The sequence below is a fragment of the Kitasatospora sp. GAS204B genome, assembly GCF_029892155.1.
GTDB lineage: Bacteria > Actinomycetota > Actinomycetes > Streptomycetales > Streptomycetaceae > Kitasatospora.
In genome coordinates this window covers 1-19,608 of the sequence record NZ_JARZAG010000049.1, presented here as the reverse complement: position 1 = coordinate 19,608, position 19,608 = coordinate 1, and the positions used below count along the sequence as shown (strand labels likewise).

General features: G+C 67.1%; 15 protein-coding genes and 3 pseudogenes. 8 read left to right on the top strand and 10 right to left on the bottom strand.

The features are described from left to right. Positions 1 to 69: 69 nt before the first annotated feature. Positions 70 to 315 carry a hypothetical protein gene (locus P3T41_RS35755; RefSeq protein ID WP_280694827.1) on the bottom strand — a complete coding sequence of 82 codons (246 nt, stop codon included), beginning with the start codon at positions 313 to 315 and terminating at the stop codon, positions 70 to 72. 181 nt (positions 316 to 496) lie between these two features. Between P3T41_RS35755 and P3T41_RS35750 the strand changes: the two genes are divergently transcribed. After that, on the top strand, positions 497 to 1,414 hold the full coding sequence (locus P3T41_RS35750; protein WP_280694826.1) for a glutaminase: 918 nt from the start codon (positions 497 to 499) through the stop codon (positions 1,412 to 1,414). A gap of 93 nt (positions 1,415 to 1,507) precedes the next feature. On the opposite strand, the pseudogene P3T41_RS35745 reads toward P3T41_RS35750, so the two are convergent. From P3T41_RS35745 to P3T41_RS35725, 5 genes and pseudogenes are all read right to left on the bottom strand, one after another. Then, positions 1,508 to 1,718 (bottom strand): annotated as a pseudogene (locus P3T41_RS35745) (ISAzo13 family transposase); the annotation flags it as partial. Between the two features lie 366 nt (positions 1,719 to 2,084). Then, a complete protein-coding gene (locus P3T41_RS35740; RefSeq protein WP_280694825.1) occupies positions 2,085 to 3,203 on the bottom strand; it encodes a substrate-binding domain-containing protein in 1,119 nt (372 codons plus the stop codon). Positions 3,204 to 3,294: 91 nt separating this feature from the next. Then, positions 3,295 to 4,428, bottom strand: coding sequence for an ABC transporter permease (locus tag P3T41_RS35735; RefSeq protein WP_280694824.1), 1,134 nt, complete (start codon positions 4,426 to 4,428; stop codon positions 3,295 to 3,297). Then, a complete protein-coding gene (locus tag P3T41_RS35730; protein ID WP_280694823.1) occupies positions 4,428 to 5,921 on the bottom strand; it encodes a sugar ABC transporter ATP-binding protein in 1,494 nt (497 codons plus the stop codon). Before P3T41_RS35730 ends, P3T41_RS35735 begins: the two co-directional genes overlap by 1 nt. Positions 5,922 to 6,156: 235 nt before the next feature. Then, entirely contained in the window at positions 6,157 to 6,930 is a 774-nt protein-coding gene (locus P3T41_RS35725; RefSeq protein ID WP_280694822.1) for an IclR family transcriptional regulator, read from the bottom strand. 171 nt (positions 6,931 to 7,101) lie between these two features. Here P3T41_RS35725 and P3T41_RS35720 point away from each other — a divergent pair, with 171 nt between their 5' ends. From P3T41_RS35720 to P3T41_RS35705, 4 genes and pseudogenes are all read left to right on the top strand, one after another. Then, a complete protein-coding gene (locus tag P3T41_RS35720; RefSeq protein WP_280694821.1) occupies positions 7,102 to 8,088 on the top strand; it encodes a cyclase family protein in 987 nt (328 codons plus the stop codon). Positions 8,089 to 9,635: 1,547 nt separating this feature from the next. After that, the gene (locus P3T41_RS35715; protein ID WP_280694820.1) at positions 9,636 to 10,607 is read left to right on the top strand and encodes a hypothetical protein; all 972 of its coding nucleotides are present in this window, start codon (positions 9,636 to 9,638) and stop codon (positions 10,605 to 10,607) included. A gap of 251 nt (positions 10,608 to 10,858) precedes the next feature. After that, a pseudogene (locus P3T41_RS35710) lies at positions 10,859 to 11,173 on the top strand (IS1380 family transposase); the annotation flags it as partial. 165 nt (positions 11,174 to 11,338) lie between these two features. Continuing rightward, positions 11,339 to 11,569, top strand: a complete 231-nt coding sequence (locus P3T41_RS35705) for a transposase family protein (RefSeq protein ID WP_280694819.1) — start codon at positions 11,339 to 11,341, stop codon at positions 11,567 to 11,569. Between the two features lie 480 nt (positions 11,570 to 12,049). Here the strand turns inward: P3T41_RS35705 and P3T41_RS35700 are convergent, their stop codons facing one another. Next, positions 12,050 to 12,640, bottom strand: a complete 591-nt coding sequence (locus P3T41_RS35700) for a DUF4360 domain-containing protein (RefSeq protein ID WP_280694832.1) — start codon at positions 12,638 to 12,640, stop codon at positions 12,050 to 12,052. A 506-nt stretch (positions 12,641 to 13,146) separates the two neighbouring features. Between P3T41_RS35700 and P3T41_RS35695 the strand changes: the two are divergent. Both P3T41_RS35695 and P3T41_RS35690 read left to right on the top strand, forming a co-directional pair. Further along, a pseudogene (locus P3T41_RS35695) lies at positions 13,147 to 13,281 on the top strand (helix-turn-helix domain-containing protein); the annotation flags it as partial. Positions 13,282 to 13,576: 295 nt separating this feature from the next. Beyond that, positions 13,577 to 14,281 (top strand): zinc ribbon domain-containing protein, encoded by a 705-nt coding sequence (locus P3T41_RS35690; RefSeq protein WP_348533725.1) that lies wholly within the window; start codon positions 13,577 to 13,579, stop codon positions 14,279 to 14,281. A 419-nt stretch (positions 14,282 to 14,700) separates the two neighbouring features. On the opposite strand, the gene P3T41_RS35685 is transcribed toward P3T41_RS35690, so the two are convergent. Then, positions 14,701 to 15,843 carry a GDSL-type esterase/lipase family protein gene (locus P3T41_RS35685; protein ID WP_280694818.1) on the bottom strand — a complete coding sequence of 381 codons (1,143 nt, stop codon included), beginning with the start codon at positions 15,841 to 15,843 and terminating at the stop codon, positions 14,701 to 14,703. A gap of 475 nt (positions 15,844 to 16,318) precedes the next feature. Here P3T41_RS35685 and P3T41_RS35680 point away from each other — a divergent pair, with 475 nt between their 5' ends. Beyond that, positions 16,319 to 17,035 carry an ISAs1 family transposase gene (locus P3T41_RS35680; protein ID WP_280694817.1) on the top strand — a complete coding sequence of 239 codons (717 nt, stop codon included), beginning with the start codon at positions 16,319 to 16,321 and terminating at the stop codon, positions 17,033 to 17,035. 614 nt (positions 17,036 to 17,649) lie between these two features. Here the strand turns inward: P3T41_RS35680 and P3T41_RS35675 are convergent. Continuing rightward, positions 17,650 to 18,264 carry a hypothetical protein gene (locus P3T41_RS35675; RefSeq protein ID WP_280694816.1) on the bottom strand — a complete coding sequence of 205 codons (615 nt, stop codon included), beginning with the start codon at positions 18,262 to 18,264 and terminating at the stop codon, positions 17,650 to 17,652. 92 nt (positions 18,265 to 18,356) lie between these two features. Beyond that, the gene (locus tag P3T41_RS35670; RefSeq protein ID WP_280694814.1) at positions 18,357 to 19,175 is read right to left on the bottom strand and encodes a transposase; all 819 of its coding nucleotides are present in this window, start codon (positions 19,173 to 19,175) and stop codon (positions 18,357 to 18,359) included. Between the last annotated feature and the right edge of the window lie 433 nt (positions 19,176 to 19,608).

Sequence of the window (19,608 nt, the reverse complement as noted above, 5' to 3'; positions counted from 1 at the left end):
GCTGGGTCAGTCGTCTGTATGGCGACCAGGGTGATGTGCTGGTGGCCGAGCTTGCTGACCCGTACCACACTACGGTGACCGTCCTGCCTCGGTGTTCCCGGTAAGAAAGGGGAATCGGGTGGGCGGGAGGGCTGCGATGCCGACGGGGTGGGCGATCAGCAGCTCGTACCGGGCGGTGAACGCGCTGCGGGCGGCGTCGGGCCATGGGGTGAGCGCGACGATCGCCGAGAACAGGTCGTCCGGCAGGCTCGGGGCGGGCAGGACGTCCAGGACGGCCTCGTGGGAGATCGGTGATTTGAGCTTGCGACTGCTCACCCGTTGCCGCCGGTGTGGGGAGCAGGCCTGTCAGCTGGTCTCACCTGGGCGTACAACTCTCTCGGGTTCTGATGTTCTCTCAGTTACTTTACTGGTGGAGGGATGCGTCTTCCCCAGTTCCGCTAACGCGCGCATCCTTGACCCTGCCCTGACAACGACGTCGGACCGCAGGGGAGAACTCATGGACTATCTGACCGTGCTCGACAGGATTTCCCAAGCCGCCCGGCAGGTTTCCACTGCCGGCACGGTCGCCTCATACATCCCGGCGCTGACCCGAGTCGATGCCACCGCCTTCGGGTTCGCGGTCGCCCACGTCGATACCACCGGACCAGTCCACGGCACCGGGGACTGGCGGGTGCCGTTCTCTATCCAGTCCGTCTCCAAGGTCTTCGCTCTCGCGCTGGTCCTGGCTGCGGACGGCGACGCGCTGTGGCAGCGCGTCGGCAAGGAGCCTTCTGGTTCCCCGTTCAACTCCCTCGCCCAGCTGGAGCGCGAGCGAGGCATCCCGCGCAACCCCTTCGTCAACGCCGGCGCCTTGGTCGTCACTGACCGTCTGCAGACCCTGACCGGCGACGCCAGCGGAGCTCTGCGAGACTTCCTGCGCGCCGAGAGTGGCAACCCCGCCCTCGATTTCGACTCCCGCGTCGCCGCCTCCGAGCGGCGTCAGGGGCACCGCAACGCCGCCCTCGCCCATCTGTTGGCGGACCACGGCAAGCTCGCCAATCCCGTACGAACCGTCCTGCACCACTACGTCAAGCAGTGCTCCATCGCCATGACCTGCCAAGATCTCGCGCTTGCCACCTGTCTGCTGGCTCGGCACGGCATCCGAGCTGACGCCAGCCGTCTGCTCACCCGCAGCGAGGCCAAGCGCATCAACGCCGTCATGCTGGTCGGAGGCACTTACGACGCGGCCGGCGAGTTCGCCCACCGCGTGGGTCTACCGGCCAAAAGCGGCGTGGGCGGAGGCATCATCGCCGTTGTTCCCGGTCGCTGCGGACTCTGTGTCTGGGGGCCGGCCCTGGACGACCACGGCAATTCCGTCGCCGGCATCACCGCACTGGACGCATTCACCACTCTCACCGGCTGGTCCGTGTTCTGACCTCCTCGTCCCCGCGACCGTGGACTGCGCGAGCGAGGAGAACAGCCCCTGGCCCGCCGCCGGCGGCTGCGAAGCAGAGTTCCTGCTCTGTCTGGCCTGCTCGTTGATGCAGCGGAACTGGGCGTCCCGGTCCGGGTGCTGGGCGTCTTCCAGCACCTTGGCGTTGCTCTGCAGGGAGAAACCCGCCCCGGGCAGCAGGGAACCCACCGACGGCGTGGGGACCCGGTGCCCGCGCGGTTAGCTCAGCGGCCAGGGCCCGGGTCGACCCCGTGGTCCAGCGCAGCGGCGACATCGGATCCCCGCGCTTGTCCGACCCCATCAGCTCCAGCGGCGTCCCGAGCAGCCCGGATCCACCGCTCCAGCCGCTTACAGTCCCCGCCCTCCCACCGCGTCCGCCCCAACGGCGGCTGGCCGGAGTCGAGTTCGCTCACGCCGCGTGGGACCGTTGCCTCGCGCACCCTAGCGGCACGCGCGACCGGCCCGATCCCGCCGCCGCCCCAGCGCCCGTACCTCGGCCCCCGTCAGTGCCGCTGACGCTCGGCCTGTGGGAACAGCACCTGGAACTTCGCCGCCAACGACGCCTTGGCCTCCCCTGACACATCCGTGCCGCATCCCCGTCACACCACCAGGTCGCACAGTTGAGAACCGACGCTTCTTCCTCTGCAGGCCCTTACCTGCCCCAGATCTTCAGGTAAGCCTCACGATAACCCTGCGGGTCCCATGAGGACTTGCCGCCGCTGTTGGCCGCGGTGGTGATGTGTACCGGGGGGACGTAGCCGCTGGCCGGCTCGCCGGCGAACGACCGGTTGAACTCGTCGACGATCTGCCAGCCTTGCTCGATGAGCGGCTCGGGGACGGTGGCGGACTGGAACCGCTTGCTGTTGATGCGCTGGAAGGCCGAGGGGTCGCCATCGCCGGCGCCGATGTTGAACGGGGTGCCCGCGCCCTGCTTGCCGCCGGCGCGCAGCGCGGGTGCGGCGTCGGCGAAGTACAGGTCGTTGATGGCGACCGAGTAGGTCCAGCGGCTGCCGAACCGGGACAGGAGCGAGGAGGCTTCCTGCGGGGTGCGGTTGCCGGCGTCGGAGATCGGGATGATCTCCGACGCCAGGGTCTTCACGTTCGGGCAGGTCTTCAGCTCCTTGTCGATCAGGTCGGACTTGTTCTGGGCGAAGGGGATGGAGGCGTCGGTGAAGACGGCCACGCCGGCGTGGCCGTTGGAGTCGGCGATGATCCAGTCGGCGCTGATCTTTGCGACGTCCTGGACGCGGGTGGTGACGTTGGTGAAGAGCTTGGGATTGGTGCTGGGGCCGGGGTCGGCGACAGCGTGCCAGCCGATGAGCGGGATGCCGGCGGCGTTGGCCTGCTGGGTTTGCTGGGCGGTGGAGCTGGGATCGAAGCCGCCGATGACGATCCCGGACGGCTTGATGGCGATGGCCTGGCTGAGCGCGGACTGGATGCCGGCGGGAGTGCCCTGGCCGTCGATGATCCGTACGGTCCAGCCGATGGCCTTGGCCGCCTCCTGGACGCCTTGCGCGGCTCCGGAGACGCCGGGGTTGGTCATGTCCTGCGCGACGTAGACGATGGTTCCCCCGCCGGCCGCCGTCGGGCCGGTGACCGGGCCGGACCATGGGGCGTCGACGCTCTCGGCCTGGCTGACCGCCTGCTTCGCAGCGGCCAGCGCGCCGGGGCAGCCGGCCTTCGCGGAGTCGGCGCTGGCACCGGCCTGCGTGCCTGTCGCGCAGGCGGTGAGGGCGGTGGCGGCCAGGGCCAGGACGGCTGCGGCTGTCACGGTTGTGGTGAAAGGGGGGTGGTGGCGCACAACGGGCTCCTGCTTGAGGTCAAGGACGCGGTCGCGGCGAAAGGGGTGGTGGGTCCGTGCTTCAGGGAACGCGGTGTCGCGGGCCCTTGGGAAGCGGCTCGCGGGCGGGTGCCTCGTCGATCGCTGCGGGCTCGGTGGGCGGGGCCGGCGCCGTCTGGGTGCTGCGGCTCGCGGTCGCTCCGGCGCGCAGTCGGCGGCGGGCGGAGAAGCCGGCTAGGCCGACGGCGAGAAGCAGGGTCGCGCCGTTGAACAGCGGGGTTGCCCAGAACTCGGCGCCGAGCTGTCCGATGCCGGCCAGGCCGATGGCGAGGACAGCTACGGCGACGACCGTGCCGGCGGCGTTGGCGCGCCCGGGCTTGATTGCGGTGGAGCCGAGCAGGGCGCCGACGAAGGCGGGTAGCAGGTAGTCCATGCCGAGGCTGGGGTTGCCGATCTGCTGCTGCGCGGCGAGCAGGACACCGGCGAAGCCGACGACCAGGCCGGAGCCGGCGAAGGCGTAGATGCCGTAGCGGCGGGTGGGAATGCCGACCAGTTCGGCGGCGCGGGTGTTGGAGCCGATGACGTACAGGTATCGGCCCAGCGGTAGCCGTTCCAGTACCACCCACAGGAGCGCGGCGAGCGCGAGCACGTAGAAGGCGGGAACCGGCAGGCCCAGGAAGGAGGAGTCGTAGATGTCGGTGAAGGACGCCGGAAGGCCGCTGTTGCCGGGCACGATGCGGGCGCCGCCGGTGATCTGGCCGGTGATCGCGTACAGCACGCTGCCGGTGCCGAGTGTGGCGATGAAGGAATCGATCTTGGCGAACTCCACGACCACCCCGTTGAGTACGCCGACCACTCCCATGCCCGCGATGACCACGATGCAGGCGACCGGCCAGGGCCAGCCCTCGTTGACGATCAGCTGCATGGCCAGGACGTGGGCGAGTCCGAGGCCGTAGCCGATGGACAGGTCGAACTTTCCGGTGACGATCGGGATCATCGCGCCGAGGGCGAGGAGAGCGGGGATCGACTGGGTGGACAGGATCGACGAGGCGTTGGCAAGGGTCGGGAAGGTGTCGGGCAGGATCAGCGAGAACAGCACGAGCAGCAGGATGGCCAGCGCCGGCAGTCCGTAGGCGCCGATGAGGCGGCCGCGCGGTCGGCTGGTGGCGGAGCGCACGGTGCTGGCGGGCGGGTTGGCCGGAGCGGGGGTGGGCATCAGTCGTTCGCCGTTCCGGTCAGCGCCGGCATCGCCGACGCGGCGTGGGTGAGTCCGGTGGTGTTGAGGTGGGCCCCGGACAGTTCGGCGGTCACGGTTCCGCGGACGAAAACCAGGGCGCGGTGGCACACGTCGGCAACTTCCTCGAAGTCGGTGGAGATGAGCAGGACAGCCAGTCCGGAGGCGAGCGCGTCGTCGAGGAGGCGGTAGATCTCAGCCTTGGCGCCGGCATCGACACCGGCGGTGGGCTCCTCGAGGATCAGCAGTCGCCGGCTGGTGCGCAGCCAGCGGCCGATCATGATCTTCTGCTGGTTGCCGCCGGACAGGGTGGCGATCGGCGCCTCGCTGTCGGCGGGCTTGACCGCGAACCGCTCGACCAGGGACGCGGCTTCGTCGCGTTCACGGCGAGGGCTGATCCAACTGAACGCCGGCCGCCCCGCGGAGCGGGGGTTGGCCAGGAAGTTCTCCCGCACGGTGAGTTCGAGGGCGCAGCCCTCCTCCTGGCGGTTGCTGGTGACGAAGCCGACACCGGCTTTGACGGCCGAGGAGACGGAGCCGGGGCGGTAGGGCTTGCCGTCGAGCAGCGCCTCGCCGTCCAGCAGCGGTCGGGTTCCGGTGAGGGCGCGCCCCAGATCCATGTGGCCGGCGCTGGTCAGGCCGACTAAGCCGAGGACCTCGCCGGCGCGTACTTGCAGGTCCACCGGGCCCACGCCGGGAACGGTGACGCCGGTCAGGCGCAGCACCATGGTCGTGGCGGCGGTTTTCGGTTCCTGTGCTGGGCGGCGGGTCTGCGGCTCGTGGCCGACGATTTCGCGGACCAGGGCCGCCGGGGGTAAGCCAGCCAGTGGGCCCTGGCTGATGAGGTGGCCGTCGCGCAGTACCGCGAAGCGGTCGGCGACTTGGTAGACCTCGTCCAGGCGGTGGCTGACGTAGACGATGCCGTGGCCGCGGTCGCGCAGGGTGCGCAGTGCCTCGAAGAGCCGGGCGCAGTCCGCCGCGGGCAGGCTGGCGGTGGGCTCGTCCAGCACGATCAGGCTGGCCCGGGTGGACAGCGCCCGGGCGATGGCCACCATGGAGCGCTCGGCTCGCGTGAGGTCCGCCACCGGCGCGTCCGGGTCGAGGTGGCCGGCCACGATCGCCAACGCCTCTTGGCAGCGCTTGCGGACCGCCTTCCAGGAGACGAGCCCGCCGCGGCGGGGGTATCCGGTACCCAGGGCGATGTTCTCGGCCACCGTCATCCACTCCACCAGTCCCAGGTCCTGGTGGATGAAGGACATCTCGGCGCAGGCCGCGTCGGTGCCGAGCGGGTGTCCGGCCACGGTGGCCTGGCCCGCGTCCGCGCGGTACACGCCGGCGAGAATCTTGATGATGGTGGATTTTCCGGCACCGTTTTGGCCCAGAAGGGCCAGCACGCTTCCCCTGTGGATGTCGAGGTCGACACCGGCGAGGGCGAGGGTTGCACCGAACCGCTTGCGCAGTCCGCGGATGCTCACCAGAGGGGGCGGGGTGGATAAGGCGTCGGGAGCGTCATGCACGGACTTCTCCGGGGATCTGACAGCCGAGGGCCATTCCACCGGCTCGACCAGAATCCTGTACAGATCACAGCATAATGGTCAAGGCTTGCGGGTGGATGTATTGCCCGAAACGTCACGGCGGCCGCAGCGAAGTGGCCTCCCGCTTGCGGCCGTCGTGGGCTGCCCAGCTGAGGGTGGCGGCGCGCCGCCACCCTCAGCTGGGCAGCATCGGGTTCTCCAACCCCGCGGCGATCTCCCGCAGGTCCTTCAGCAGCGCCGTGCGGAACTCGTCGTCGAGCCGCGCCTTCAGCACGGTGACGCTGATTGCGAACTTGGGGGAGTCGGTGCGGAAGCCGCGGACCGGCACGGCGAGGCAGGTGATGCCAGGGGTCGTCTCTTCGTCGTCGACGGCGTATCCGCGCTCCCGGGTGGCCGCCAGCTCCGCCATCAGGTCAGGCACCAAGGTGACGGACCGTTCGCTGAGCCTGGTCAGGCTTCGACTGCGCAACCGGTCCTCGGCGACCGCGGGGTCAAGCGCGGAGAGGAGCGCTTTGCCGGTCGCGGTGCAGTGCGCTGGGAATCGGTCGCCGATGTTCGCGGTCAGCCGAAGCGGCTGCGTGCCGTCGTAGCGGGCGAGGTAGAGCACGTCCAGGCCGTCCAGGACGGCGACCCGGGAGGTCTCCTGCGAGATGTGGCCGCTGCGCCGGCACAGCTCGTAGAAGTCGCGGAGCTGGTCGACCGAGGACAGGTACCGGCCGCCGAGCTCCACCAGCTTGCGGCCCAGGCCGTATCCGGAGCCGATCCTGGCGATCAGGCCGGCCGCCTCCAGGGAGGCGCAGAGGTTGCCGGTCGAGGACTTGGGTAAGGCGAGCGCCCTCGCAAGGTCACTCACGGACTGCGGGCGGCCCTCTGCCTGGGCGAGGGTGTCAAGGATCGCCACCGCCCGCGTCACCGCGGGGACCAGGCTCCCCGGGTCACTTGCGTTCACCAGGACCGTCACCCACCATTCTGTTCGCCATCCAGCATATTGTTATTGTGCTGCGTGGATCGTCGAACGACAACGCCACCGGCGCAGAAATCGCAGCAGGCTCACCGGCCACTGTGCGCACCGCAAGCCGACCGACAACTCCCCGACGAGTCCTGGAGAGCTGAGCACCGCATGACCGGCAGTCCAACTGATCTACCGCCCCCGACAGCCCCCAAGGACGGGCGAGCCGCCGTCCCCGACAACGGCCCCCCGGTCTCCCGCGAGGAGTTCGACGCTCTCTTCGAAACCGTCCGCAGCTGGGGCCGCTGGTCCCCCGCCGACCGGGGCGCCTGGAACCGGGTCACCCCCGACCACGTGCGGCGCGCCGCAGCCCTGGTGCGCACCGGTACCACGGTGCCGATGGCCTTGCCCTGGAACACCGCACCGGGGCCGGACAACAGCAAGCCCGCCCTGCACTACATGTCGGAACTCGGCGACATCGAACCTCCCGAACCCACCTGCCACAAGGACTTCATCGCCGCGGACTACCACGGCAAGGGCGTCAGCCACCTGGACGCGTTGTCCCACATCGCCTACCGGGGGCAGCTGTACGCGGGCCACACCGCCCGCGAAGTAGTCAACGCCAACGGAGCCGGCTTCGGTGCGGTCGCCGCGCTGGGCCCGCTGGTCACCAAAGGCGTACTCCTCGACCTGCCGGCCGTGCTCGGCACCGCGTGGCTCGAGCCGGGACAGGCTGTGCACGCCGAGGACGTCCTTGCCGCGGAGAAGGCGCTCGGCATCACCATCGGCGAGGGCGACGCCGTACTGCTGCGCTCCGGCCACTTCCGCCGCCGCCGCGAGCTCGGCGCATGGAACCCGGACAACGCCAGCGCGGGCTTCCATGTGGATGCGCTCCCGCTGCTCGCCGACCGCGGCATCGCCCTGCTGGGCGGCGATGGCGACAGCGACGTGCGGCCGTCGCCGGTCGCGGGGGTCTCCTCGCCGGTCCACGCGCTCGCGATCACCGCCATGGGCGTCCCGCTGCTGGACAATCTCGACCTCGAAGCGCTCTCCGCGGCGTGCGCGGAGGCAGGCCAGTACGAGTTCCTGCTCACCGTCGCCCCGCTGAACATCCCCGGCGGCACGGGTTCGCCCGTCAACCCGGTGGCGGTGCTGTAAGTACCTGTTGTGAGTCTGATCTGACACGTTGATGCTGCCTGGCGCAGTGGCTGCAGCTCTCTGGTCGGGTGGAGGACGTGAGCGCCATTGTGTCGGCAGGGTCCGCCAGGATCGCTCTGGGATGCGGGCTGGCTGCCTTCCAGCCACGGGTTCTGGCCGTTGGCGACCGTCAGCGCGGTGATCCTGGAGAACAGCCCATCGGCAGGGTGGGGTCTTCGAGCGTGTCGCTGACCGCCTCGGCGGAGATGACCGGCTAGTGCTCGTCCTCGCCACTCACTGGGTGTCGTCCCGCCCCGCTGCCGCCAGCGACGGTGGACCTGCTCCCAGGAGAGTGTCGCCAGCGTGCCAGCCTGGTGTGGGGATGATCACCTTGGCTGCTCGATCGCGATGGATCCGGTCGGCGTACGCCTCGACTCCGTGCATCTGCGAACACTTCCAATCGGCGCCGACAACCCTGCCCGTGAGCGCCGGGGGCCGGCCTAGGCTGCGGGTCGCCGGCCGATCCGTTCGGCACCCCCCGGGGCCCGGTTTGCGCCCCCGCCAGACGGGCCCCGGGGGCGATTCGCCGGTCAGATGCCGCGACCGGCCGGTGGACCGCGACGTGGCCCTTGCGCAGGGCGAACCCGTCGATGCCCAGCAGGCGCGGCACCGCGTGCGCCGGACCCGGCAGGGCGCGTATCAGCCGTAGGAGAGTGGAACGGCTCACCGGGACCGCGAAGGTCTCGGCCAGGCGAGAGCCGGCCCGGCCGGCCAGAGCCCGGGCGAGCTGCTGGAACGCGGTCTGCAGGGCCTGGCTCCGCCGTCCGTGACGGAAGGTCAGCCCCGCTGCCTGCTCGACGAACGTGGAGGCGGCGAGGTGTCACCAGCCGAGCAGGACAGCAGATGGGGAAGCAGGTCCGGTGGACGGGGTCATCCCCACGCTGCGCGGGGAAGAGGGCGCAATCACCCTGATGGGGGTGATGATCCCCCGCGCGGGGCCGCAGAGTCATCCCCGCAGTGGGGCCGATGCCGGTGCGATCCGCTGCTGATACCCGCTGCTGGCCGTTCCCTCGTGTGTGGGATCTGACTGGGAGGGCGCCGGACGGGCGGGATGGATACTTGCCGGACTGCAACGTATCTCGTCACAGGTTCAGCACCGTGCACCTTTGCCGGAGTGTCGGCGCCGTGGTTACTCGTCACGCCGGCGGAGGTGTCGGCTGACTTGGCTGCGGCAGGGGATCGAGCCTCGCGAGTGCGGTTCATGTCGAGGGACGACGTCGATCAAGCGGTGCGGGAGTAGTTCTCCCGATTGAGCCCTGGGCAGAGGCGCTCGCGGGGCTGTGGGCGCGCCAGTAGGCGTCGTGGTCGCCATTGGCGGCCAGGATGCAGAGTCGCAGGATGGCTTCGGCTGCCGAGCAGCGTGTCCGGTCGCCGGGCCCGTCGGGGACATTCCCCTGAACAATCCGTCAAAATTATCACCGGGACTTCGAAACACCCCGGCTGAACCCTTGCCTACGTATCTAAATACAAGCTTTTCCCGTCCCTGCAGGTGCCGAGCGAGGGCGACCATGATCATGGAGAGGATTTTCACATATACGGAGTGTACGATGCCAGGATTCATGACGGAAGCAGACCTCTTGAAACGGGCTGGTAAGCATTCAGACCTCAAGCCGTACTGTGAAGCATTGGAAACGCTGAAAACCTTGTCAAGGGCCGAGAACGCATTGCCAGGGGCCGAACGTGCACGTCTAGACTACGGATTCGAACTGGAATCCGCCCTTAATCTCCGGCAGGCCAAGTCTTCGGAGAGGAATCTTGAATGCCGCGAAAGAATGGGGAAAATACTAAAGGGGGCAGGAGTCGCGAATCCGGCAGTAGAGGCCGATCTTGCGAGGAGAAGGCGGAGGGAGTATCAAAAAAATGAAAGGGAATCAAATAAAATAAGCAACATATATAAAGATTCCCTCAAGGGTCATGACAAGCTGGGAGTTGCAGCCCTGCAAGCGATCAATTCTGCCAAAAAAGATCCGCTCCTCAAGGATTACGTACATATCTTCACTCAGGCTGAGGCACAGCTCGGCCGGATCGAGGGCGGGTATACATCGAACCAGCGCGTACTTCCCAAAGTTAAGGAACGAGTCGCAGCCGACGAGGAGCGGGTCGGGAGGTCAATAGGGGCGGCAGCCAATCTCCTGGGGAAAGCCATGGAGGCAAGCGCAGCCGTTAGGCGCCATCCGGCTGGGAAGGCTCCGGAAGCTGACAAGAAGAACATGGAAGACGCCACAAGAGCCTTGGATATGTCCTTGGCTGCGATGGGCTTGGATCCCAAGGATGCGAGGGTCAAGAAAACATCCAAAGATCTCGCGCGGCACATCGCCGCAGACCCGCCGATGTCACTGCTGGACCAAGTGAATCAATTCAATAAGCGGCTTCAGAAGCTCGTCCGCCCGGAACCTCGGCCCGTCTCCGATGCGCGTAGTCATGCCCTGCCCGGCGGCAATGCAACCCAGAACGTCCATACCCGGAACGTACATATGTGACCCGTAGCGCATGCCGCGAAGCTCTGGGTCGAACGAGCGGTTTGCGAAGTCGATGCACCGCCCCGGCCTCAGGGTCTGCCTCGCCCAGTGTTCAGCCCGGATCCACTGGGTGATAGCTGTCGGGGAGGTTCCGTAGAACGAACAGATGCCTTGCGACCTGCGATGATGGGAGTTCTCTAGGCTCTACCACGCACGATCGGCAAGGCACCTCGTAGGTGTAATCCTCTCACGCTGTCTCGGTCGTCTCCGTCGTGTTCGACGAGCCGAATCTCATCGCGGACGCGGGGCTGGCCCCGCTGGTCCGCCTGGCCGAGTGCGCCGGTCTGCCCGCCCTGGTCGACGACAGGCTGCGCATCGAAGGCGCTGGCAGCGGCGCCGGGGCCAATCCGGCCGCGAAGGTGATGACGCTGGTGGCGGCCAAGTGCGCCGGGGCCGACTCCATCGACGACGACCGGCTCCGGCACGGCGCGATGGACCGACTGTTCTGCAGGGTGCGTGCGCCCTCCACTCTGGGCACCTTCCTGCGCGCCTTCACGCACGGGCACAACCGCCAACTCCATGCGGTGCACCGGGACTTCCGCGCCCGCCTGGCGCAGGGCGGTTGCAAGTTCCGGGGTTGTGCGTTGGGGCGCACGGTAGGCAGGCACGGGGTTCATGATCATTGTGGTGTCTGAAGCCCGATGATCGTGAGGTGGCCCGTGCCTGCCGCTGTATCTTCTCCCATCCTTGCTGTGCTGGTGAAGCTGGGTCCGCTGGATGCGGGCCGGGTCGCTGACCTGCGCCCCTACCTCGACTCGGTGCCCGACCCGCGCTCGCGGCGGGGCCGTTGGTACTCGCTGACAGCGATCCTGCTGGTGTGCGCCTGCGCGGTTGTCTCGGGCGCGAAGAGCATCGACGACGACCCCGAACGAGCACTTCCGCTCCTGGGCATCACCAACAATCCGGACGCATCCGGAACTTGATCAAGCCCTGACCGACTGGCCCGGACCTGCCCACTAATTCGTGTCGCACTCCATCGCTCGTGATAGAGGGCGGCCAACTCGCCTGCCGGGTAACGGTGGTGGTCCAGAAGTGTGGTCATCCGGCGCAAGCGGCCGCCGGTCGGCGAGGAACCGTGCCCGGAAGGCGCTTGAAGCGGCTGCCGCCGATGAGTGATCCCGGTAAGCCGCTGCGGCAGATCGCGCGTCCGTTCGTGACCAACGGCCCGTCGGGTGTGTCGATCCGCGACCGTCTCAAGGGCCTGGAGTGAGGGGCCCCGAGTTCCCGTTCAGGGTGATCCTATTGGATTCCTGTCCGGAAACCTCGGGGCCCCTCACTCCAGGCGACGGTCCCGCCCCCGTGTTCTCCGCCGGCGTGGGAGCGCCCAAACCTCCTGGAGGGAGCCGCTAATTCCTGTTGAGGCTACGACTTCTTTGCCGGCCGGACAAGCCCCTCGATGTGTGTCAGCGGTGGCACTGCTCCCATGAGAGGTGGTAGGTCGTAGTGAGGCTGCCGTCCGTTGAGTCCATGGTCATGAAGCTGGTCGTGGTACTGAGATTCGAGGTCCCGGCGTTCAGATGGAGCTGCGTGTTGATGTTCAAGTCCCGGGTCGCCCCGCAGGGCGCCCAGATCAGTGAGGCGACACTGGTGGTGTCGGTCGCCTGCCAGTCGCTGTCCATCGGGCCGGTGAAGCTGTGCGTGACGTTGGCGGTCGGCGACATGCCTTGGAAGTAGTAGTTGGCCTGCTCCTGGGAACTCGCGCCGTTGGCCAGGTAGGCGTAGCCGCGGTAGTCGGCTTCCGCGACCGCGTAGGTGAAGCCCTGCGGGGCGTTGACCTGCACCACGAGTTGGCAGTTCTTGCGGAAGTCGATGGGAGACGCGCCCACCCCGACCTGGGCGAGGTATTTGCTGTAGGTCACGGTGAAAGCAGTGTCGTCGGGCGAGACCGCGATGTTGGCCGTGCCGGCCGGGCAGCCGGAGCCGTTGAGCGTGACGAGGCCGACGGTGAAGCCGGGCGTATTGTCCAGGGCCCGCGCCTGTGCGGGGCCGCCCATGAGCATGGACGAGGCGAGCAGTGGGACGGCTGCTCCGAGGATGGTGAGCAGGCGGCGCATGAGGGTTCCCTTCGGCAGATATGTCATGTGCATGACGTTGGGTTCACTCTAGGCGTCACTGAGTGGATAGGAAGCGCTACTTTCAGCCATGCCTTGCGCGGCCCGCGGAAGGCGCCGTTCGCGCCCTGATGGATCCAGCGCTCACGCCTAACTCACAGGCGGGCACGCCATCCATCAGCGGGCATGGCCTTCCGGCCGGCCAGCGGGGGCACGGTCTGACCTCAGAACTCGCGGTGGTTCCGGGATGGAGGTGCTCATCTGCTGGCGGCCACGGACCGTAGTCTCTCTTGTGGCCCGATAAGTCTCATCAGGGTGCGGGACTTGCGGATCTGCGGGGAGGCCAGCCCGCTGTTCTGGCTCGCGAAGCGGCCTGCGGGTGTCGCCGCTCTCGTAAGACTGACCCCCAGGTGATCCCGCAGAATTGACCCCCCTTGATCATCTGGAGGGTGCTGAAAGTGGAGGACTGGGCCGAGATACGCCGTCTGCATCGAGCGGAGGGCGTGCCCATCAAGGAGATCGCGCGGCGGCTGGGGGTGGCCCGGAACACGGTGCGGGCCGCGTTGAACGCGGACCTGCCGCCGGGTTCCAGCGAGCCCTGCGGAGGCATCTCGCGGACGCCTACGAGCCGCAGATGTGGGCCCTGCTGCAGGAGTGGCTCACGATGCCGGCCCCGGTGATCGCCGCGCGGATCGGCTGGCCGTACTCGTCGGCGCCGCTTCGCAAACCGACGCTCGAACCTCAACATCGCGCTTGCCTGGTCTGCTGTCTGCTGTCTGCTGTCTGCTGTCTGCTGTCCGCTGCCCGGTGGACCAGGCTATCGCCGTCCGGGCGAGCGTCATCTATGTCGAAGAGCTCCGCTCCTTGGAGGCCAAGGGCATGGGCCGCACCATCAACACGCGCATGTCCCAACAGGTACGCGGACAGATCGTGGACTGTATGCGACACGTGGCAGCCGAGGTGGGTATCGCCGTGGTCACCGTCCCGGCCCGCGACACCTCCCAGCGCTGCCCCCGGTGCCTCACCCCGCTGCGGCACCGCAAAGCCCCCGACCGGCCCACCACCGCGGGCTGGAAATGGGCCCTGCGCCCATCGTGCGGCTGGCAGGGCGACCGCGACCAAGGGGCCTGGAAGCGCATCGCCGCACGCGGCCTCACCCACCAGAGCAAAGCCGTTACCAACCGCACCAGCGGGGCCATGGCCATTCGCACGGTCGTGGACAAACTCGAAACAGGCGCGGTCATCACACCCACGCCCAAGACCGGGTGGGACCGGTCCAAGACCAGACCCACCCAGCACAAGCCCACCCGTCCGACGCCCAGGCGACGCCGGACACCCTCCCCAGCACGACCCAACGGTGGTGCCGGCCAGCGTCGGGAGGGACACGCTCACACGGACCGGACCCCGCTGCCCCGCGCAGCCGATCGGTACCAGGGCGTGACGACGATCAGCACACCCACCAACCGGCACAGACCGCGAGGAGCAGCACTGGGCGCAGGATTCCACCTGCACGCTCACGCTACCGCCCCACGGTGGGAACACATCCTCAAACCAGACACCACTGACACAGGATCATTAAGCTGATCTGCGGCCCAGCGGTTCTTCGAAGTGCGCCGGGGGGCGGGAGAATGTGGGCGTGCTCCGGCTGCTGTGGTGTTCGCACGTCGGGCTGCCGGGCGATGGTGGTGTCCGTCTCGGCTGACACCGATGTCTCTGTGATGCCTTGGAGCTCGTTGATCAGTGTGGTGTTGGGAGCTCGCCACGGGAACCGTGGAGTGTTGCTTCGAGCACGAGCGTCAGAATCCTGCCCGGCGGACTCGTGGTGGCCGGGACAGGAGCTGTCCCAACTCCTGGGCCCAGTCCAGCAGCTGTTGATGGCCATCGGCGGTCATGGAAGCTCCGTCTGGCCACGAAGGTCCCCGCTGCGGTGATTACGGCGGCCACGTGGGTGTCCTTGTGGGTGCCGACACCCAGCACGCGATCTCGACGACACAGGGGACCGCTTAGCGCGGAAGCTTCTGAACCTTCATACCGGACATGTCCTGCCCAGGGGTGTTGGTGCAGGCGTAGTCGCCCGGGCCGTTCGTGTAGGCCAGCCCCAGGCAGCGACCCATGGCCTGCTGCCCGTAAGCGTTGGGGTGGATCGTCTCCTCGACGTTGCCCTGGATGAGAGCGGCCGAGCGGACCCACTCGGAGCGTGTCGCGGAAGGTCCGCCGTCGCCGACCAGCGAGGTCGACAGAGAGCAGGCCTCCCGCCCCTGGAGGGCGTTGTGCATGTCGAGGAAGTCGGCACGGTGGGCACGGGCCGTGTCATGCATCAGGGTCGCGAACTCAGGGGCGAGCTGGTCTCGCGCCCAGTCGGCGTCGGTGTTCCACATCGGGCATCCACCCTCGGACATCCGACTGGACCCGGCTTCGGGGTATCGGATCTCGGAGCCGCGCGGGAACGGCGACGGATTGGCCTGCAGGACGATCCGGTAGCTGTCAGGGGCGTAGCCGGCGCTCTTCATGACGCGGTGGATATCGTCCAGTACCGCACCGACGCGTGTCTTGACCATCGCGGTGTTCTCCTCCACCTGCCGCTGGGCGCTGTCGCGGCAGTGGAGCGGCAGGAAACTGGGTGAGGTGATGTAGGCGCTGAAGCACTTGGCGATGATCTCACCGAAGCCCAGATCGTTGCCGCCGATCGAGACGGCGATCATCCTCACCTGGGTCCTGTGCGCGATAGCGGACAGTTGGTCGTCTTCGGGTGCCTCCCCGCGGAAGCTCTGTCCGCCGGACGCGCTGCTGAGGAGGTTCACGGACTTCGTGGCCGAGCAGGCGAGGTTGATCTTCTGGTCAACTACCACAGGCGTACTGCGGATCTCCGAGACATCAGAGCGATAGCAGTTGTTGTCGTAGGAGGTTCCATACACGCGGTGGGCGTCGTATCCCGACTGGCTCCAGGCGCGGTCGGTGCCGTTGCGGTCACCGAGGAGCGAGGTCGAGTTGCCTAACCAACGGCCGCCGTTCCCGGCGATGTAGCTGTCGCCCAGCGACACTATGGAGCTGGGCCGGTCATCAGCTGCGGCAGGAGCCGGTACCGTTACGGCCGCAGCGGAGACGAAGAGGGATGCGACCACGGCGATCTGGTGGGAGAGCCTCATAACTCCAGCCTTTGGATGAGTATGTGTAGAGAGATTTCCGCCCATGCCAGCGGCTTTATCAGCGCAGTGAGTTGACACCGTGTTGAGTGGCCAGGGGTCGTGCCTCAGCCAACTAGTTGGTGAACCCCTGCCGAAGCGACCAGTGGCCCGGGCACTACGAACGCGATGGGTAGGTGGTCAGCGTCCGGATCGGCTTCCCGGGAAGGACTCTGACTACGAGTCAGAACTTACAGTCTCGCACCGGCGCTGGAGACCGTCAGATAGTCGATGGTCGATCAGGACGAAGGTAGGAGCGGGCTTGATTCAAGGGCTCCGCGCGAGCCCGACCGCCCAGGGGCGTTTCAAAGTCCCGGTGTTCACGTGAGTCGGCAGATCAGCGGGGCCCGGAGGGTCCGGGTCGGCCCGTTACGTATGCATCGAAGCTCCAGTTGAACGAGGTGACCTTGCCAAGTCGCCTTGATCCGCTGGAGCTTCGATGTGCCGCCAGTCTGCCACCGTCTGGCTCGTCAAGTCGCCCGCTCTGGAGGATGTGGCGGGGCTCTCGCTGGCGGGGAGGCTGCGGGCGCTGCCCGATCCGCGTCGGCTGCGCGGCGTGCGTCACCCGTTCGTGGCGGTGCTGCTGGTTGCCGCCTCGGCGGTGGTCGTCGGCGCACGCTCGTACGCGGCGATCGGCCAGTGGTCTGCGAGTGCTCCGCAGCACGCTCTGGCGCGGCTGGGCGCTCGTGCGGCGGGCGCGTTGGGGGTACGCGTCGCTCCGAGCGCCGCCACGATCCGACGGATCGTCAACCTGATCTGTCCCGCCGGCCTGGCCGATCTGACCGGTGCTGATCCCGGCGGTGCGCACTCGGTGGCCGTGGACGGGAAGGCCGCCCGCGGCTCCCGGCACGGCGAGGTGCCCGCGGCCCACCTGCTGGCCGCGATGACCGGCCACGGCCGCACCATCACCCAGCTGCGGGTCCCAGACAAGACCAACGAAATCACCTGCTTCACCGCGCTGCTGAAGCCCTTCGACCTGACCGGCGTCACTGTCACCGCCGACTCCCTGCACACCCAACGCACCCACGCGCGCTTCCTCGTCGAGGAGAACAAGGCCCACTACCTGCTCGTGGTCAAGGCCAACCAGCCCGAGCTGCACCGCCGACTGCGGTCACTGCCGTGGAAGGACGTCACCGCGAGGCGCTACGTTCGATGACATGAAGTGCGGGTGCGCCTGTCGTGGCCACGGTGGGCGGGTCGGTCGTGTGGCGGTGCGGCGCTCGGTGTCGGTCCTGCTGGCCGCCTGTCTGAGCGGGGCCGGGCTGACCTTGCTGACGGCCGTATAGGCCGCGGCCAGCACCCCGGTACTGGGCAGCCCAGGGCCAGCGCGGCCGCGACCAGCAGCTGGCTGCGGGCTCGATCGACCGGGCGGCAGAGCGGATTGGGGTCCTGCCCGACGGCGCGCCGCAGCTGGCGTACCCAGGACCGTGCGGACCGAAGTGTGCTGGTGCGGGGCGGATGTGGTGGACACGGCGGGTCTCCTCGTTGCCGGAGGGTCCTTTCCCGGCAAACGGGATCAGTTCGTTATCACACAAAGCCCCCTGGTTACTGACCTCCTAGGCCCACTCCAGATCCGTGACGTGCAGCGGCGCATCCAGCAACTTCGCCTGCATGCAGGACAATTACCCCCGTTGGCAGATTGCCGAACTGTAGCGGACCAGTCGATCTCCAACTGAAGAGACTGGGTTACTTCAAGAGAGTTCAGGCGCTGTAATCGATAATCCCCGTACCAGAAATCGAGAATCGGGGGCCCGGCCTGATGTACTTCTTTTAATCCGGCTTGATGCCTCTCTTATTTGCTCGTTCCTCCGCTAGCCCCTTCCCATATTTCTGCACGGCAGGTTTCAGTACTTCGGGCATGGAAGTTCCCATTATTTGCGTGTCAATATCCTTCGTCCGCGCCGCCAGTCTACGTGTCTTGAGGTTTTTAAGGCCTACAGTGTCAAGGGCTCTCGATAGCTTACTTGGACGCACCCCCCTGGCAAGGGACCCCACATGCTGCCCAGTCCGTATGACAGCCTCTAAATCGCGCGCGGTCTCCTTGCGTTCTTTGGCCAGTTTAGGTTTCTGGTTCTTGACCACCTTGGCCAACTGGTTCAGTCTGTCTCGATTATTATCCTTCCCTAGTACCTCGGATCGAGTTGTTTCGTCAATGAGTCCCACCCGAAGCGCTTTATCGGCGTACTTCATTACTTCGCTCAGGTAGGGGGGCTCTGATTTTGGATCCTTGACGAACCCTAATTGAAGGATATCGTCCGCGACCCGAGTCGCCTCGTTGATGCGGTCTAGTTTTCCCTTTAGCTTTGTCGTTTGCAGGCGGAAGCGACCTTCCAGTGTAGGTTCTTCCGGTGGAGGCTTTTGCTTGTTCCCTGGCTGCTCCGGCATAGCTTCCCGCCCTTCTCTTGTCGCTTTCCGTGGTGCTGCACGCGTGGCAGTGATTCCCTTAATTGTGAATCGCGATACTCTGGCATTTATTTTTAACGGTTGCACGCTGTCTTCGATATAGGAAACGGCCGGAGTGCGTATTGTCGTGCGTACTTGGCGCCCCTTTTCGTGCGCACGTGCACCGAGTCCACGATCACGTGCGACACATCGAGCGCGTCTGCGGCGACCAGGCGCTCAAGGATCACCCGCCGCAGCCGGTCCCACAGCCCGGCCCTGGTCCAGATCGTGAACCTGCGGTGCACCGTCGACTTCGACAGCCCGAAGCACGGCGGCAGATGCCCAGGGTGCTTCAAAGTCTCGGGGATCGTGTAGACCGGCTGGTCAGGTATGTTCAGGAGGTCCAGCGGGCTGTTGAAGGGATCGTACGAGGCGTGGCGAAGGCCGGTGGCGATGTTGCGGTGCCCGTGCTGCCGCAGCGTGTTGATCGCCAGGTTGCGCAGGGTCGCCATGTTCTCGGGGCCGTGGCCGGTGTGGATCTTCGAGGCGTTCTCGGCGAAGGTGGTGTCGCGGACGAAGTGCGGGCGGTTCTCGATGATCCACTGCGATCTGGCGATCTGGCCGAGGCGCTGGGGCGAGGCCTGATGTGAGGTCAAGTCCGTGATCGTGTAGACGGTCTGGCGGCTGACGGTGGCGGTCTTGAGGTCGGTGCGGTATCGCGGGATGCGCACGGCCTGGACGGCGTGGGGAAAGCTCAGGTCGAGGCCGGTGATGGTGAGTGCCCTGGTCGCGCGGGTCTCCTTGCGGCCGTGGCCGGCCTCGCGGTTGTAGCGCCTCGCGGTGACGTCCTTCCGCGCCGAAGCGAGGTTCTCCTCCAGCAGCGCGGCGAACGGCAGACTGTCAGGTGCGGTCATCGTGTTGGTCTCCTCTTCGTGACGTCAGACATCTCGAAGGATCAACCAGTGGCCGTTCTACGTTCTCAGGCAACACCCGCTACCGGACGAAACCCCCGGAACGGGTGGAACCCGTACACCACTTCCCTGGACGCAAACCACACCGGTAACGGCGTGGTGCCAAGCTCAGGGGAAAGCCCAAGGACTCCCGTTCCATCCGGGAGTTACCGGCAAGGGGAAGACCGGACGGGTGAACGCAAGTGAACTCCCGATGATGCCTCGTGATCCCAAGCCCCGCCGATGGAAAGCACCAGCGGGGTGCATGGCTGGCCGCTGAGAAGCGGCAGGCGCTGGCCGGTTGAAGTTCCCCCCTGATCTTGGACAGCGGGTGCTTACGCTGCAGGGGTGAAGTCGTGCCGGAGCCTGGCTCGGGTTTCGAGTGGGGTGAGGTACC